Raw genomic sequence first — 13,162 nt, forward strand, 5'->3', positions numbered from 1 at the left:
CCTGTCAGAGGCCGGTGTTAGGTTGGCAGCAACTTCAGATGGAGAAAAGGAGGACGAGATGGCCAAGACACATTCCCGCGGCATCGGAATCGACTTTATGGATTCAAACTCGTGCGGCCGCTGCGATGCCTGCGACGAACTGCCCGCACCGGTGATCTGCGAGGACTGCTGCTATGACGAGGATGGCAACTTCGTCCGGCTCGTTGAATGGCCCTGCCCAGAGGTGCAAGCCGCCAAGGCAGCCTAGGGACAGTCCGTTGGCGGCGCACGGCAATCCGTTGGAGCCCCTAAGGCGTCACCGTCGACTTCCTCTGCGGCGGCACAAAGAAGCCCCGCTCGGTGCGGGGCTTGTGCTAAAGGAAGGAAACGCTGGAGAGCGCCATCCACACGAGCCCACCAAAGACGGCCGCCGCGAGAATCGGCAGCATGGCGATGACGATTGCCCAGACTCCCGGTTTCCTGCCCGCATTCTTCGAGAGCGCCAAGAGGCCTGCGATCAGGCCTGCCAGCAACGGCAGCAACGACGCCCACATGAGCGCCCAGGCCGTCGGCAGCAGCAGGCCGGCCAGGAAGAGTGCCAGGCCCAGGAGAGATAGTCCCAAGGCAAGCTTGCCCGTCTTCTGTTCCGCTGCTTGTGCGTGAAGTCGTTCAGTCTGCACGACTGGTCCAATCTGTCGGGAGGGTCAAGCTCAGAAGAAGGCTATACCAATCTGCTGGTAGGCCAGCAGCGGCCCACACCAAGCACCAGCCAACCAGATCATCGGTTTATGCAGAGAGCCGACAATGATCGGGCCCGGGCCTGAAAATCACTACACTGCAGCGCTCTACTTCATTCGCTACACAGAAATCCGCGGTGGCGCCGCCGTAAACGTTTTCGGGGAGCGCCTCTCGCGTTCGGTTCACCGTGCCATGCCAGTCGTGCTGCTGGCCATAGCCCTGGTAGTCACCGCCCCCGGTTTCCATAGGACCGGCCTGCGTACCTGAGCGACGGGGGATCGTGACCAACAGGTTACTCCCGCAGGAACGAGCGCACTGGAGATGTTGCTCCGATAATTCCCATTATCACCGCCACGGTGAAAACTACATCGCTGCAGGGACCGTGCGTATCTACCCGCAGCAGAGACAACGGCGCATCAGGTGCCGGTGGGGACGACTCAGCGGCACTAACCGTTGGAGTAATGGGTGCACTCCTGCGGGCCTGCAGGCTTGGGGCAGTCCGGTGTTGATAAGCGTCGCCCCACACCTCCCGGGGCGTATGGGTGTCGTGGCGCCTTCCCAATGACGGACTTCGCCGCAGTTGTGAGCGTCGGACCCGGGTGCCGCTGGAGCGCATTATGAGGAGGAGGAGGTATCTTGCTGGTTGTTTTGACGGGGATTGATGGCTCGGGAAAAACAACGGCCGGGCGAGCAATGGTTGCTGCCGCACGGCGAGACGGCAAGGACGCACTCCTGCTCGGGAATTACGCCGGCCGGCGCAGGTTAGCACTGCTTAGCACTCGGTGCGGGGTCCGGATTCCTCCGCGGTTTGCGGATGCGGTGGAGACAATAATCCGCACTGGCAATGTGCTGATCTCCCATGCCCGGATCCGCAACTATCCGGGCTTGGTGATCATGGACCGTCACCTGCACTGCCAGTTGGCGTTGCGGCAGGCGCGGGGCCTTCCCCGGGGAAGCCTTCTTCCCTTCCTCCTCAGGAAGCTCCCAAAACCTGACCTGATCATCCACCTCGTGATCGACCCTGAACAGGCGCATCGCCGAGTCTTGGCACGCGGAACGGACAAGGAAACTCTGTACGACCTCAACTCGTTCCGCGCCGCCTACCGTTCGCTTCCTGAATACGCGCACTTCACCGAGCTGGCCTCCGATGGTACGCCGGCGGAGGTACTCTCCAGGCTGACCATCGCCATAGCCAACGCAGGAAGGGGCAGAAGCAAAGAACTCTGGGAAGGAGCGGTCACACCAAGCCAAGAGCAGCTTTGCGGGCACTGAGTGTTTCGGCGCGGACACGTTCAGACATCTCAGGTAATACGCAGAACGCCCCTAGGGATGGACAGGGTAACCGCGGGCTGGACTCATCTTCCGGAGAACGACCTACGGGCAGGAGGTGGACAGCACCGGATTAGTCCTTGCAACAGCGTCCCCTTGCAGCTAGAGAGAGGAAAAACTTCTTGATTTCCGAGACCGATCCGCTTGAGCCTACCCCCGGTCCTGCCCGCTTGGATGACGTCTCCGCTCTTCGTCGCGGGGACCAGATTGAAGCCACTAGCCCCGACGGAGTACGTTACCGCGGCCGGGTGGAAGAGACTGCCCCGGAAATGGGAGTCGTTTGGATCAAGGACGAACCGTTCGGCAACCGCAGCATGCTGGACAGTGTCGACTACAGCATCCGAGTCATCCGCAGTTGAGACGCCAAATGCCCGATTTCACAACAAGAACAAGACCCACGCAACCGCCCAAGTGTGTGATCCTGTGCCCCAGCCAGATTAGGCAGGACGATTTGGACGAGATGCGCTTCGGTCCGGCGTCAGCACTCCTCTACGACGGACACGATGCACAGGGACCAACCAAAGATCTCAAAGCTGACGTGCCGCCAGGGGAAATCGGTCCTTGTAGAGCCATTACGACAGCAGCACCAGCGGACGCAGGTAGGAACGCTTACGGCCGTCCAGTCCGTCCTCACCGGAAATCAGTAGGCTCTGCACCGGAATAGGCTATAGACATGACCAACCGCGAACCATTGTTCATTCGGGGTTTGCGCCGTCGGACCGACGGACAGGTGAATCGACCAAGAGCAGTAAGCCGGATCTCCGCCTACGTGTACGGCAATGTCCTGGTGCTGGCGGCCATTGTCGCCTCCACTCCGTCCGCGGTCCGCACGGGTGAAGCTCTCATCTACATCCTAGGAACAGCGCTGACCACCTTTTGCGCTCACATCCTCGCGAACGGTTTCAGTGCATCAGCAGTGGGCGGCAAACTCTCCCGAACGGAAATGCTTCGATTAGTCATGGATGCCGGCCCGATCCTGACATCGGGGCTGATGCCAGCGGCTATGGTCAGCCTTTCTGCGGTGGGGAGGTTTGACGATCGGCTTGGACTTGCCGCGGCAGCTGCGCTGATCCTGGTCCGACTAGCCTCCATCGGCCTTGTCGTCCAAAGGCTGACCGGCAGGTCCGCCAAGGGAGGGGCACTGTGGGGCGGTATCGCTCTTGCCATCGTCGCCAGCGTTATCGTCGCAGTAAAACTTCTAATCGCCCACTGAGATAAGTCGGCCCAAGGCCAACCAAGATTGCAACGCTTCGAGCCTGGTCCTCCGTCCACGGACCCTATCCCCCAGACGGCCCGTTATTCGTTGTCATGGCGCAGCCCTAACGAGTCGACTGATCCAGATACCAAGTAACACGATGGTGCCCACCCAAGACACACCATATGACCGCGCGACCTGCCGTGTTTCTGATGCCGCCGCCACCCTTGGATTTCGCTATCACAGACACAAGAAACCCCTCTCGACTGGCGTCTTGCCTAGTCAGAGAGGGGTTCGTGGAGCCCCCTGCCGGATTCGAACCGGCGACCCCCTGTTATCGGTAAAGGCATTCCCGCCGGTTCCCGACAGATCCCCAGCCCCTGATTTGACTAGGCAAAATGCGGATATGAGGCCTTCATCGTATCCCGGCAATTCCCGCCGGTTCCCGACCAAAGCGTGTGCAAAGCGTGTGTCTCATCTGCAGTGACATGCCCTGTAAGTGACCAAGACGCCGGGAGTAGATTCTTGCAAGACAGCGCGGCAGCGCCGGTTACTCTTCCCGGCATGGGCCAAGCTGGCTTTCGCGCACGGCGCCGGCGGGCGGCTGGTTCATGGCTGCCGATGTTCCCGGCCTCCGAGCTCGTAAGATACTCCTTGTCAGACTTGCACTGCACCTTTCCGACGCGTGAAGAGGAGTTGCGCTTAGCTCCGGCAGCCCGCGGGCTGTCAGGTGACCATGTCGGAGGAGTGGTGCCCCCCTTCCACCACCGGACTCTCGCACGCTCCTCCGCCTCGCCCATAGCGGCCTCAAGCGATGTAACAAGAAGGCTGCCGAAATTTGCGGCGAGCAACTCCCCACGTACTGTCCAGGCAACGATTCCCAGGACTGAGTCGCATCATGGGTGACAGTCTGGCTATTGTTGAGCGCCAACTCCCGAACTAGGTCAGCGACCCGGTCCGACACTGGGTCAGCGATCCGGTTCGACGCAGTGTCGCCGTCGGGCTGATCAAAGTTGGGGTTACGTGGCCGGGAGCGGCCCCGAAGGGCCTCCCACAGTTTTACTGTTTGCAGTAGTCGCTGCCAATAGCGCCGACCGGTAAGTAGAGAGAGCCGTAATCCAGGTCCTTCACTGCAGCCTCATCACATGTGCTCTTGTAGCCATAATCGTTCATTTTTACGTAGACAACCAGATCCTCGTAGGCCAGCAGTGCTTTTGCCACACCTTGGACTTTCTTGGCAGGAACATTGCTCACCGATAGTTCCAAGTCCACGCTGCCGGCAGAGATAGATTCACCGGGTTCAAGCCGCACACCGGTCATGGAACCACCGTCGAAGTTCAGCACCGCGGTGAACCCCATGTCCAGGGCGCACTTGCCTTCCAATCCGACGTTCTCCCCGTAAGTGCAGACTGGGCTGTCGTCCGGGTAAATGGCCGCGACGTCGATGCTGTCGCCTCCGGCAAGATGAATGGAACGACCAGTTCCGGAAGTCGTATTTTCGAAGGAAAAGTGTCCTCTCGAGCTCAGTGACAGATCGGAGTGATTAAGCTTGGGTGCTTCGGCCTGCATGATGTCGCTGGATTGCGGATCGTCAATGGCCCAGGACACATCAAGCGTGTACCCATACTCGTCCACGTCCTTATCGGACATGGTCAGTGTCGTAGTTCCCTCAAAGGTTCCGCTGTCGTCGACAGATTCATCCGGGTCCACAACGGTCAGCTCGACGCCGTCGGGATGGTTGACCATGAAGTCAGCCGCCGGGTACTGCGCCTCAACCACCCAGTCGTCCTGGGCCTCTCCGCCAGGGCCGTCAGTCACGACCTCGTAGCCTTCGATCCCCAGGTCGGCCAACGCTTTCTTGGCCTCTAAGTAAGTCAGCTCGACTACATGCGGCATCTTCGGCGGACCGGACTGGGTGGCGGCCGCGGCCGACGGTTCGGCGGCCTGGTCGGTGCCAGCGGAGTTGCACCCTGCCAGCAGAAGTGCCGTCAGAGCGACAGCGCTTATAGTGATTCTTTTGTTCAAGGCGGCAGCGCCTTCCCAATCAAGGCCGAATCCGAAGCGAGATTCGGCAGTTCCCCCAACAGGCTGCTACCCGTTGTACATGTCCATTCAAAAGCTATAGCCAAAGAGTGTGCACGTTGGAAGGAACCCCTTCCGGTACGTTAATCCGTAATTGAAACGTTATGCCAGTCCCCTTTGTGACGGACAGCGTTCTGGCTTAGCCAAGCTGACATCAGAAGCGCCCTGCGATCGTTTAGACTTCCGGAAAAATCCATGGAGGGGAAAATGCGGCACGGACGCACGGATGAGCAGTGGAACGAACTAGCCGCACACGGCTGGAAATTCCTGAAGGAGCGCGCCAAGCAAGGGGTGGACACCTCCTACACGGAGATGAACGCGACGCTTCGACGCCGCACCCGCCAGCGCGAATTCGACTTCGATTCACCCGGTGAACGCAATGCCATGGGCGACCTGCTCGGTGAGATCGCCGATCTCGACGCTGCCGCCGGCAACCCCTTCCTGCTCACCGCCCTCGTGCGGTACCTGAACCTCAGCGAACCGGGCCCCGGCTTCTACAATCTGGCCGTCACCCGTGGCAAGCTTCCCAAAGGCGCGTCGGCAGCCAAGAAAGATGAGTTCTGGATGGAGCACTACTTGGGCTCCATCCGTTACCATCAGGGCAAGCTGGCGCCAGCTTCCTAGGCTGGCTCTTCTCCGGTCCTTCGAGGGCCATTTCAGCCGGACGACCTGGAGCGCGACACGTTCACCATGCTGTTCCAGGAGCCACTCGCTCCCGTATTCGAGGGAGCGGTCGAGGAAGCGCAGCATCCTCCGGGCCACGTCTTCTAGAGGGCTGGTGCCTCTTTTAAAAGGGTGAGGAGTGCGCATCGGCGCGATCGAAGAGCAGCTGCCCGTCGACAACAGCGGCTTGCTGGGCACCTCGGCGTTCGTGCCGGCCGGGCAGGCCCGTGAGTTCGAGCTCGGCAAGGCGCTGGGCGCCACCGGGGCGGTCATCGAACCGCTGTCCCTGGCCGTCCTGCCCGAGGAAGGCCTGGCGGTGCTCTGGCTGCCGTTCGTGACCGGCACCGGCGAACCGGTGACCGCGGTGCGGTGGGGCCGAGTGCTCAACCAAGTCCACCTCTGGCGTCCCGACACGGAACTGCCGGTGTTCACGGACCGGGCCAAGTCTTTCGTCCGGTTGGATGAGCTGCCGGACGCCGCCCTCGCCGACGGGCTGCGCGACCGATACGACAACGCCTTGAAGACCCTATTCGCCACGGCGACCCGGTGGAGCCCCGTCCACGGGGACGCGCACGCCGACAATGTGCTCAACCTGGAGCGGCGGGCGATGCTCTGCGACCTCAGCACGGTTTGCTGGGCGCCGACCGTCTGGGACCTGACCCACCTGCTGAACCGGGCCGGGACCGGCAGCAACACCGGCTACACCCCGGCCGGCCTGCTCCGCCAGTTCGACTTCACCTCCGCTGAGGTGGAGGCCGCCCTGGCACTGCGCAGGATCGCCGCGAAGATCGCCGCCGCCGGCCGGGCGCAGGCCCTCGCCGCATGATCTGAGCGTCTGCCGGTCCAGTGCCTCAGTCCTTGTCGTGCTCCAAGAAGTTGTTCACGTAGGTATCCGCGTCCATGCCGAAGATCTCGGCCTGCTCGCGATCTCGCGAATTCAGTTCACCGTGGTCTCCGAACCACTCGTCATCCATCTGCCGGCGAGACTTGAACTGGAAGTCGTCGTGGTCGGAGTCGCGAGCCCGCTCCCGTCTGCTCGCGTATCCAATGCTCTGGAGGTACTCGTCGACCGCACGCAGCGCGTCCTTTTTCGCCCTGTCAGCCGCAAACGACGACTGAAATGTGTATGCGATGCCCAGAAGACACCCGAGGGTGAACGCGGTGTACATCGCTGCGCCCATGCTGAAGGCCGATCCGTACATCGCGCCACCCACCGTCGCAGCGACGACGATGCCGATGATCCAAACGATGACGTATACCAGGCGGGCGACCCAGAGACGGCGGGCGGCGACGGTAGCCATTGGCGCGTTCGAGGCCTCAACCATCTTCACGAGTTCGGCCGAGTCCGCAATCTTCCTCAGGCGCTTGTACTCGACCAGTTCTGACCGACGCAACAGGCTCGTGTCGACTACCGCTCGCTTTGGCACATGTACCCCCATTCGATGGGCCGATGACCGGCCGGTCTCTCCGGCTGATCGCCGGTGGCATCATTCTTTGCTATATGCGGCGTCGTGGACAAGTTGGATCGCACAGGCTCTCGATGGGCGCGGACATTTCCGTGCGGTCTCCTGGGCGGCGGCATTTGAGAGGCCAGCACCCGCCGGCCGCCTGGTCGCTTACCCCGCGAACTCGACCCGGGAGACGAGGTGGACCTTGCCGTTTGCCGGATCGTATTCGTACCGCCTGAGCTCGCCGAGGCCGAGCCTCTCGCCGGCTTCCCTTGCCAGCACTTCTGCGTTCCGGGAGCAGACCGACGTCGAGCCGTTCGGGGAGAAGCAGGACTCGATGAAGCTGTCTGGCACGAACCTCCCGCCCATGGGATCGGAGGAGTTCCTGCCCGCCCACCAGCGCACCCTTGCACCCTCTTTAGCCACATCCACCGCCGCTTCCACGGAGGCAACCTGAAGGCTGCCGTAGCCGGCATCCTGCAGCTCGTTGACGTACTGATTCGGCAGAAGCGCCCATGAGAGTGTGCCGTCGAGGATGATGTTCTCGCCGAGATTGAGGGAGACCTCCCTGACCACTGCTGCAACGCGGTTTGAGGCATTATGCACATGCGATGCCAGCTCCCGCATGCTGACCGGCTTGCCGTCCACGAGGACATGCTTGTTCCGGTATTCGAGGAGGCCGTGGTTTTCGGCGTCCCTCAGCAACAGGTCCTTGGCCTGATCCGGGTCGATCAGCCGGTAGCCAGTGAGGCCCATGGCTTCCACGGCCCTGCTTTTACCAGCCCCGGGTGGGCCCGCCGTCACGACGACAGCCTTGCTCCCGGGCTGCACGTTCTGGTCAAGCCGACGGTAGGCCTTGGCGGCTTTAGTCACGGCCAGATCGTCGAGGAACCAGTCCAGGCGCGCCGGGGCGGCGCCGAGTTCCCCTTCCGGCGACAGCAGAAAGGAGAGCTCGGCATGCACGGAATCCCGGAGGTCAGCCAACCGCGTTCCGAATCTCGGTGAACTCTTCCTCGGTGATCATGTCCTGAACGTAAGCTGCCAACACCTGGTCCCAGGTGCCTGGGATTCGGCCTTCATGCGGATACGGGGCGTCTTCCCCGAAGGTGTAGGGGAATTTCTTTAACTCTTCGACCAGCTCCTTCCGCGGCGTCTTGTCGACGAAAGCCCGAAGGATAATTTCCCGTGGGGTCTTTTCGGCGACCGACGGGTCGGCTTTCGCGGCCATCAGCATCCGGTTCACCTTGGCCTGATTGGTGCAGAGGATGTCAGCGATCTCGCGCTGGTTGCGGCCGGCATTGGCGGCCAGGAGCGCTCCCCGGATCTCGTCGAGGCGGTCGATGGCGGCCCGAGCCTGGCGCACTTCGGCCTCACGGTGAAGTTTCCGGTCCAGAGGGGTCTTCAAAGACATTGCTGGATCCTCTCCCTTGGTCGTATATTCAGCCTAGTGTTTGATTCAAAATGAATCAAGGTCGTGCGGGCGGACCTTCAACCCCTGCTGAACCCTCTCTGGCGGGGACGAGGCCGAGGACCAGGCCCAGGGCGCCCGCGAGCTTCAGCATCGTCCCGGAGGTCGGGTTGCCGACGCCACGGTCGATCTTGACCCGGAAGCGTCGAGGCCTGGGCACGCGAGGAACTGGAGCCGTCTCTAGCCGTGCAGGACCGCCTGCGCCTTGCCTTGGAGGCATTCGCTGGAGTCGAGGAGATGATTGGGCGACAAGCAGCCTCTACTTGGTCCCTGTGGTGAACCCGCGGCTTGCGGGTCGCTCGCCTGTGGCGGCTCTGCGCGACGGTCTGCTCGATGAGTTAAGCGCAGCACGGTTCGTGCGGCTGGAAGATGCCTGGGACGGCTAGGATCGAGCCATGGAGATCACCGAGGCGCACCTGGCCAAGATTCTGCGAGCCGGTCGACAGATCGCCTTTGACGCGGTGTGGACCGCTGACCCGAACCTCGCCAGCGAAGGTGAGGCACCAGACTTGTACTTGGTCGTGCGGGTAGGCAGCGGCCGCACCGTGAGCCAGCTAACCCGGCCGGCCTTCCTGCGAGAGGTGGAGCGGATCGTACCGGGCGCAGCCGTTGCGATCGAGGATTGGCACGATGTCGTCGAGGGCCGCTTCCCGGAGGCGAAAACGGTAAGGGAATCGATGCGCGAAATCCGGAGCGAGCTGGCCTCGTAAGCACCGACGAAAAAGTGCCAATAGGATTTCGCTATGGAAACCCTAGTGGCGCCCTCGCCGTTGGTCACCAGGGCCGCTGAAAGTCTTTCGCGGCGAGATCAAGCAGCGCCTCCGGATCATCGAAGAGATCCAGGGGGAGGCCCCCTTCTAGCAAGCCATTCGGGCTACTTAGCCAACGTAGCGCGTGACGAGGCTTCCACTCATTCGTGTGCGCGAGCTCAAGCAAGCGCTGCAAGATGGTGAGCTCCCTGGAGCCGCGGGTCCAGCCGTTATCCAGCAGGACCTCCGCGAGATGATTATGGCGTTCAGGCCAGGCCAGCGCGGCTACGTCAGGATCAGCCTCCACGAAGAAGAAGACGTTGACGAGCTCGTCAAACTCCGTGGCTCCCTGCGACCGTAAGTTGCTGACCACTTCTGCCCAGTCGCCTCTGGGCGGGTCGGTTCGCTGCCTAAAGGCAGCTCGGATGCGGTCCATGTGCTCCAAGGACGGCCGCTTTCCGCCCTTCCACCAGCCGTGCATCTCATCTGGCGTCACACCGGCGAGGGCGGCAACAGCCTCCTCGCCCAGCTCATCACGCAGGACCTTGAGCATGAATCCGATCATGCCGTGGGCGCTCATTTGCCTATCTCCTCGGATCGAGAGCGCAGCAGTTGGATGAGCGCCCCGTCGGCCCTCTCATCGCTACCGGAGCGCCGGACTTCCTCCATCAGTTCCAGGATCATCGGGATCACGCCCGGCCCCGGTGGGCGGCGCTTATATTCCTCACGCAGCAGACAGAGCAGCTCATTCTGATTCGCCTGCGTAGCCGGTGCGCTGCTCCCGCACCTTGCTCGACGAAGGGAAAGTCCGCGCTACCCACGGTTTGAGGGAATAGACGCCGGGCACTGGGGGTGCCTTCTCCGCGTAAGCGCGTTCCTCCAAGGCGCGCAACACGTCCAGGTCGTCCGCCTCTTCGCCGGCCCGCTCGTAAACGTCTTCAATAATGTCCTGGAAGCTGCGGTCCGGATTCCCTTCCCACTCCAGTCGCAGGAGATCCATGATGACCGGGATCCGGTAGTGCGGCCTGCCTTCTGGGCCTGGTGACGGGGATTCCATGAACGCCGCCGCTATTGTTTCAACGTCTCTTTCCCTGCCGAATCCGATGGCTGCGGCCGGCGTCATGTGAAGCAACAGATGCTCGCTGGTCATCCAACCACGGGCCAGGTCTTCTCCGTGAACATCCTTAAGCTGGATCCAAATACCGTAGGCGAATTCGATACGCTCCTGCTCGTTATTGTTCATGCCAAGCTGACCGTTGTACCAATAGAGGGGGCTCTGCTCATTGCCGGTTCCGGCCATGCGTGCCACTGTTTCGGCGCCAAAAACTTCAACCAGCTCCCGAACGGCCCCGTAGACTTCCCGCTCAGCCATTCTGATCCTCCAGCAGCACGATCAGCTCGTCATCCTCCAGCAAGCGCGCGCGGCCGCGGACCCCCAGCCGGTCCTGCAGGTTGTCGACGAGCTGCAGGAATCGTTCGTCAGGGTGCCTCTCCCATTCCCGCCGCACGAGGTCCAGGATCACAGGGATGCGGTCCGGGTCCCGTGCCGGCAGCCCGTCAAAGGGGGTTTCGAAACTCATTTCTCATCTTCCAGTTTCTCGATGCTGACGACCGGCGTCGTCCTTCGGTAGGTCGCGGTCCTGCCGTCTTGGACAACGTCCATCCAGAATCCGCCCCGCTCCCCCACGACCAGCTTCACGACCATCAGGATGATTGTCGTTTCGCCGTCGCGGCGGAGTTCGGCAGTCGGCAGGGGCCCGATCTCATCGGATTCCGGCGCATACTCCCCCGGGAGTCTGGTAATCGTTCGTGTTGGTCGATTGAGGTCCAGGAGGTGCACCGAACCTGAGGCAGTCCGGATTTTGAATACACCCGCGTCCGTATCGGTCAGTTCGTATCGTCGGCTCATGGCACTAGTTCCAAGATCCTGAAGACAGGGGTGACGCTACGCATTCGGCTTGTGCGCTGCTCGATGTCAACGACGGTGAATGCGGACAACTCCCCCGGCTTCATCACCTCTATGCTCTGCAGGCGCTGGATGCAGCCGTAATGCGAGAGAAACAGGCGGGCACGGAGATCGAAGACGTACCGGATCTGCGGCGCGTGATCAACGACGTAAACGCCTGAGCAGCTGTCCGTCAGCTCATCAATCCATTCCATCCCCACAGCATATCCATCCATGCGTATGCATGGAATTAGACATGTCCAACGGTGCCGCAGCCAACAAAAGACGAGAAGGCTCTGTAGCGAGAGTTTTCCGAATCTCATGGAAGCCGACGTTCTAATGCGCCAGCACGGACGCCGGTCGGGGCGGGCGAAACCACAAGGGCGCCCCCATCCCAGTGGCCTGGAGTTTCGGCATCCCCCTCTTCATATTCATCAGGACCTCCGGAGCGTCAGCACACCTCACCCGTCCCAGGCGTTTTCAAGCTGTGCAGTTGCCGCGACTGCTAGCTCCTCAAAGCGGCCCTCCCGGCAAACCCGAATCGGACTGGCACCGTGAAGACGCGGGTTGGCCGACGTGAAAAATCGCTGGACCACACGTAAGCCTTGCGTTTGTTCGAGGGCGGTAAGGACGCGGTGGGCTTCTTCCAGACGGTCCCGTTCTCCGGCAGTCGGCTGAACAGTTCCCGTTATCCAGGCCTGGACTATTTCTTGATCCCGCCTGCCAGCCAAGGACGCTGTAAGGGCGGGCGTCAACGCCTCGGCCAGCGAGGCCGCGATGCTGGCGATGTCCACGTCAAAGTCCCATCTGTTCAGGACTTGCCATCTGCGCGGCGGCAGTTCGCACAGCCTTAAACCGGTCCTCGCGGATGGCGTTCACGGCGATGTCGTTGAGGAAGGGGTTGTCACCAATGAACCACATCCTAGTAATGTCCGGCCCCTCGGCGGCCTCCACCGTGTTTCAGACCTCCAGCGCCAGCCGCAGCTTCTCGGATTGCTTCGGCGACGGCACGGGCCCGTCAGGCTTTCCCCATGCCTCCACGAGGGCACGATCCCGCTCACCCGCTATGCCTGCAACCAGTGTCCGGCCCAGATCCTGGAGCAGCTTGGCAGCGACGGCATGAATTTCGGTCATGAACCCAAGGCTACCCGGGTGAGAATCGGAGCGTAGAGCAGCATCTGCTATTAGGCGTGGATAAGGTACGCCCGGTGTGGCGGGTGAGCTTGCGGAAGAGCACCCCGACGCATCAAGTAGCATTGCTCCCAATTGCCCGGCAGCGGAAGGAACGTTTCATGAAGTACGTCGTTTTGCAGATGGTCCTCAAGGAAAAGCTGATCGGAAGCGGCTCGGGCAACCTGACGTCCCTGGAACAGGCGATCAATGATCAGGCCGCGAAGGGCTACCGGCTCCACACGATCACCACCGCGAGCAGCGGCAGCAAGGGATTCGGCGGCGGCGACCGCATCCAGGCAACGATGGTGTTCGAGAGCCTCAGCTAAACGCTGATCGGTTCCGACGGCACAAGAAAGCCCCTGCTCCGGCGTGCGGAACAGGGGCTATCCGTCG

20 protein-coding genes are annotated in these 13,162 nt (G+C 61.7%); 8 read left to right on the top strand and 12 right to left on the bottom strand.

The window, feature by feature from the left end; genetic code table 11:
* Window positions 1-58 precede the first annotated feature (58 nt).
* Window positions 59-247, top strand: a complete 189-nt coding sequence (locus AC5RUK_RS17005) for a hypothetical protein (protein ID WP_493987592.1) — start codon at window positions 59-61, stop codon at window positions 245-247.
* A gap of 106 nt (window positions 248-353) precedes the next feature.
* Here AC5RUK_RS17005 and AC5RUK_RS17010 read toward each other — a convergent pair whose 3' ends face one another.
* Window positions 354-659 (bottom strand): hypothetical protein, encoded by a 306-nt coding sequence (locus AC5RUK_RS17010; RefSeq protein ID WP_494108371.1) that lies wholly within the window; start codon window positions 657-659, stop codon window positions 354-356.
* Between the two features lie 694 nt (window positions 660-1,353).
* Here AC5RUK_RS17010 and AC5RUK_RS17015 point away from each other — a divergent pair.
* The 3 genes from AC5RUK_RS17015 (at window position 1,354) to AC5RUK_RS17025 (ending at window position 3,259) form a co-directional block, all read left to right on the top strand.
* Complete coding sequence (locus AC5RUK_RS17015) at window positions 1,354-1,989, top strand: nucleoside/nucleotide kinase family protein (RefSeq protein ID WP_494152920.1); 636 nt, start codon at window positions 1,354-1,356, stop codon at window positions 1,987-1,989.
* Between the two features lie 179 nt (window positions 1,990-2,168).
* Window positions 2,169-2,405, top strand: a complete 237-nt coding sequence (locus AC5RUK_RS17020; protein WP_494152921.1) for a hypothetical protein — start codon at window positions 2,169-2,171, stop codon at window positions 2,403-2,405.
* Between the two features lie 314 nt (window positions 2,406-2,719).
* Complete coding sequence (locus AC5RUK_RS17025; protein WP_494152922.1) at window positions 2,720-3,259, top strand: hypothetical protein; 540 nt, start codon at window positions 2,720-2,722, stop codon at window positions 3,257-3,259.
* Between the two features lie 1,041 nt (window positions 3,260-4,300).
* On the opposite strand, the gene AC5RUK_RS17030 is transcribed toward AC5RUK_RS17025, so the two are convergent.
* Window positions 4,301-5,266, bottom strand: a complete 966-nt coding sequence (locus tag AC5RUK_RS17030; RefSeq protein ID WP_494152923.1) for a PASTA domain-containing protein — start codon at window positions 5,264-5,266, stop codon at window positions 4,301-4,303.
* Between the two features lie 264 nt (window positions 5,267-5,530).
* Between AC5RUK_RS17030 and AC5RUK_RS17035 the strand changes: the two genes are divergently transcribed.
* Window positions 5,531-5,947: a hypothetical protein gene (locus AC5RUK_RS17035; protein ID WP_494152924.1), complete on the top strand. Its 417-nt coding sequence runs from the start codon at window positions 5,531-5,533 to the stop codon at window positions 5,945-5,947.
* 178 nt (window positions 5,948-6,125) lie between these two features.
* Window positions 6,126-6,812, top strand: coding sequence for a phosphotransferase (locus tag AC5RUK_RS17040; RefSeq protein WP_494152925.1), 687 nt, complete (start codon window positions 6,126-6,128; stop codon window positions 6,810-6,812).
* Between the two features lie 25 nt (window positions 6,813-6,837).
* Here AC5RUK_RS17040 and AC5RUK_RS17045 read toward each other — a convergent pair whose 3' ends face one another.
* From AC5RUK_RS17045 to AC5RUK_RS17055, 3 genes are all read right to left on the bottom strand, one after another.
* Window positions 6,838-7,413 (bottom strand): hypothetical protein, encoded by a 576-nt coding sequence (locus AC5RUK_RS17045; protein ID WP_494152926.1) that lies wholly within the window; start codon window positions 7,411-7,413, stop codon window positions 6,838-6,840.
* A gap of 189 nt (window positions 7,414-7,602) precedes the next feature.
* Window positions 7,603-8,418, bottom strand: coding sequence for a zeta toxin family protein (locus AC5RUK_RS17050; RefSeq protein WP_494152927.1), 816 nt, complete (start codon window positions 8,416-8,418; stop codon window positions 7,603-7,605).
* Complete coding sequence (locus tag AC5RUK_RS17055; RefSeq protein WP_494152928.1) at window positions 8,411-8,845, bottom strand: hypothetical protein; 435 nt, start codon at window positions 8,843-8,845, stop codon at window positions 8,411-8,413. The genes AC5RUK_RS17050 and AC5RUK_RS17055 overlap by 8 nt, the downstream gene beginning before the upstream one ends.
* A gap of 452 nt (window positions 8,846-9,297) precedes the next feature.
* Between AC5RUK_RS17055 and AC5RUK_RS17060 the strand changes: the two genes are divergently transcribed.
* Entirely contained in the window at window positions 9,298-9,612 is a 315-nt protein-coding gene (locus AC5RUK_RS17060) for a hypothetical protein (protein WP_494152929.1), read from the top strand.
* Window positions 9,613-9,676: 64 nt separating this feature from the next.
* Here AC5RUK_RS17060 and AC5RUK_RS17065 read toward each other — a convergent pair whose 3' ends face one another.
* The 7 genes from AC5RUK_RS17065 to AC5RUK_RS17095 all read right to left on the bottom strand — a co-directional run bounded on the left by AC5RUK_RS17065 (window position 9,677) and on the right by AC5RUK_RS17095 (window position 12,730).
* Window positions 9,677-10,231 carry a hypothetical protein gene (locus AC5RUK_RS17065; RefSeq protein WP_494152930.1) on the bottom strand — a complete coding sequence of 185 codons (555 nt, stop codon included), beginning with the start codon at window positions 10,229-10,231 and terminating at the stop codon, window positions 9,677-9,679.
* Window positions 10,232-10,396: 165 nt separating this feature from the next.
* A complete protein-coding gene (locus AC5RUK_RS17070; protein ID WP_494152931.1) occupies window positions 10,397-11,023 on the bottom strand; it encodes a hypothetical protein in 627 nt (208 codons plus the stop codon).
* Complete coding sequence (locus tag AC5RUK_RS17075) at window positions 11,016-11,231, bottom strand: hypothetical protein (protein WP_494152932.1); 216 nt, start codon at window positions 11,229-11,231, stop codon at window positions 11,016-11,018. The genes AC5RUK_RS17070 and AC5RUK_RS17075 overlap by 8 nt, the downstream gene beginning before the upstream one ends.
* On the bottom strand, window positions 11,228-11,560 hold the full coding sequence (locus AC5RUK_RS17080) for a hypothetical protein (RefSeq protein ID WP_494152933.1): 333 nt from the start codon (window positions 11,558-11,560) through the stop codon (window positions 11,228-11,230). Before AC5RUK_RS17080 ends, AC5RUK_RS17075 begins: the two co-directional genes overlap by 4 nt.
* A complete protein-coding gene (locus tag AC5RUK_RS17085; RefSeq protein WP_494152934.1) occupies window positions 11,557-11,811 on the bottom strand; it encodes a hypothetical protein in 255 nt (84 codons plus the stop codon). The genes AC5RUK_RS17080 and AC5RUK_RS17085 overlap by 4 nt, the downstream gene beginning before the upstream one ends.
* A 580-nt stretch (window positions 11,812-12,391) precedes the next feature.
* Window positions 12,392-12,517, bottom strand: a complete 126-nt coding sequence (locus AC5RUK_RS17090; protein WP_494152935.1) for a hypothetical protein — start codon at window positions 12,515-12,517, stop codon at window positions 12,392-12,394.
* A gap of 39 nt (window positions 12,518-12,556) precedes the next feature.
* Entirely contained in the window at window positions 12,557-12,730 is a 174-nt protein-coding gene (locus tag AC5RUK_RS17095) for a hypothetical protein (protein WP_494152936.1), read from the bottom strand.
* A gap of 158 nt (window positions 12,731-12,888) precedes the next feature.
* On the opposite strand from AC5RUK_RS17095, the gene AC5RUK_RS17100 reads away from it, so the two are divergent.
* The gene (locus AC5RUK_RS17100) at window positions 12,889-13,095 is read left to right on the top strand and encodes a DUF4177 domain-containing protein (RefSeq protein ID WP_494152937.1); all 207 of its coding nucleotides are present in this window, start codon (window positions 12,889-12,891) and stop codon (window positions 13,093-13,095) included.
* Window positions 13,096-13,162: the final 67 nt, after the last annotated feature.

It is taken from the genome of Arthrobacter sp. Y3223065 (assembly GCF_059090885.1).

Coding starts and splice junctions, on each gene's coding strand:
- AC5RUK_RS17085 (WP_494152934.1), bottom strand. CDS start 11,811: ATGGAATGGATTGATGAGCTGACGGACAGCTGCTCAGGCGTTTACGTC.
- AC5RUK_RS17060 (WP_494152929.1), top strand. CDS start 9,298: ATGGAGATCACCGAGGCGCACCTGGCCAAGATTCTGCGAGCCGGTCGA.
- AC5RUK_RS17090 (WP_494152935.1), bottom strand. CDS start 12,517: ATGTGGTTCATTGGTGACAACCCCTTCCTCAACGACATCGCCGTGAAC.
- AC5RUK_RS17070 (WP_494152931.1), bottom strand. CDS start 11,023: ATGGCTGAGCGGGAAGTCTACGGGGCCGTTCGGGAGCTGGTTGAAGTT.
- AC5RUK_RS17080 (WP_494152933.1), bottom strand. CDS start 11,560: ATGAGCCGACGATACGAACTGACCGATACGGACGCGGGTGTATTCAAA.
- AC5RUK_RS17035 (WP_494152924.1), top strand. CDS start 5,531: ATGCGGCACGGACGCACGGATGAGCAGTGGAACGAACTAGCCGCACAC.
- AC5RUK_RS17075 (WP_494152932.1), bottom strand. CDS start 11,231: ATGAGTTTCGAAACCCCCTTTGACGGGCTGCCGGCACGGGACCCGGAC.
- AC5RUK_RS17095 (WP_494152936.1), bottom strand. CDS start 12,730: ATGACCGAAATTCATGCCGTCGCTGCCAAGCTGCTCCAGGATCTGGGC.
- AC5RUK_RS17005 (WP_493987592.1), top strand. CDS start 59: ATGGCCAAGACACATTCCCGCGGCATCGGAATCGACTTTATGGATTCA.
- AC5RUK_RS17100 (WP_494152937.1), top strand. CDS start 12,889: ATGAAGTACGTCGTTTTGCAGATGGTCCTCAAGGAAAAGCTGATCGGA.
- AC5RUK_RS17025 (WP_494152922.1), top strand. CDS start 2,720: ATGACCAACCGCGAACCATTGTTCATTCGGGGTTTGCGCCGTCGGACC.
- AC5RUK_RS17065 (WP_494152930.1), bottom strand. CDS start 10,231: ATGAGCGCCCACGGCATGATCGGATTCATGCTCAAGGTCCTGCGTGAT.
- AC5RUK_RS17055 (WP_494152928.1), bottom strand. CDS start 8,845: ATGTCTTTGAAGACCCCTCTGGACCGGAAACTTCACCGTGAGGCCGAA.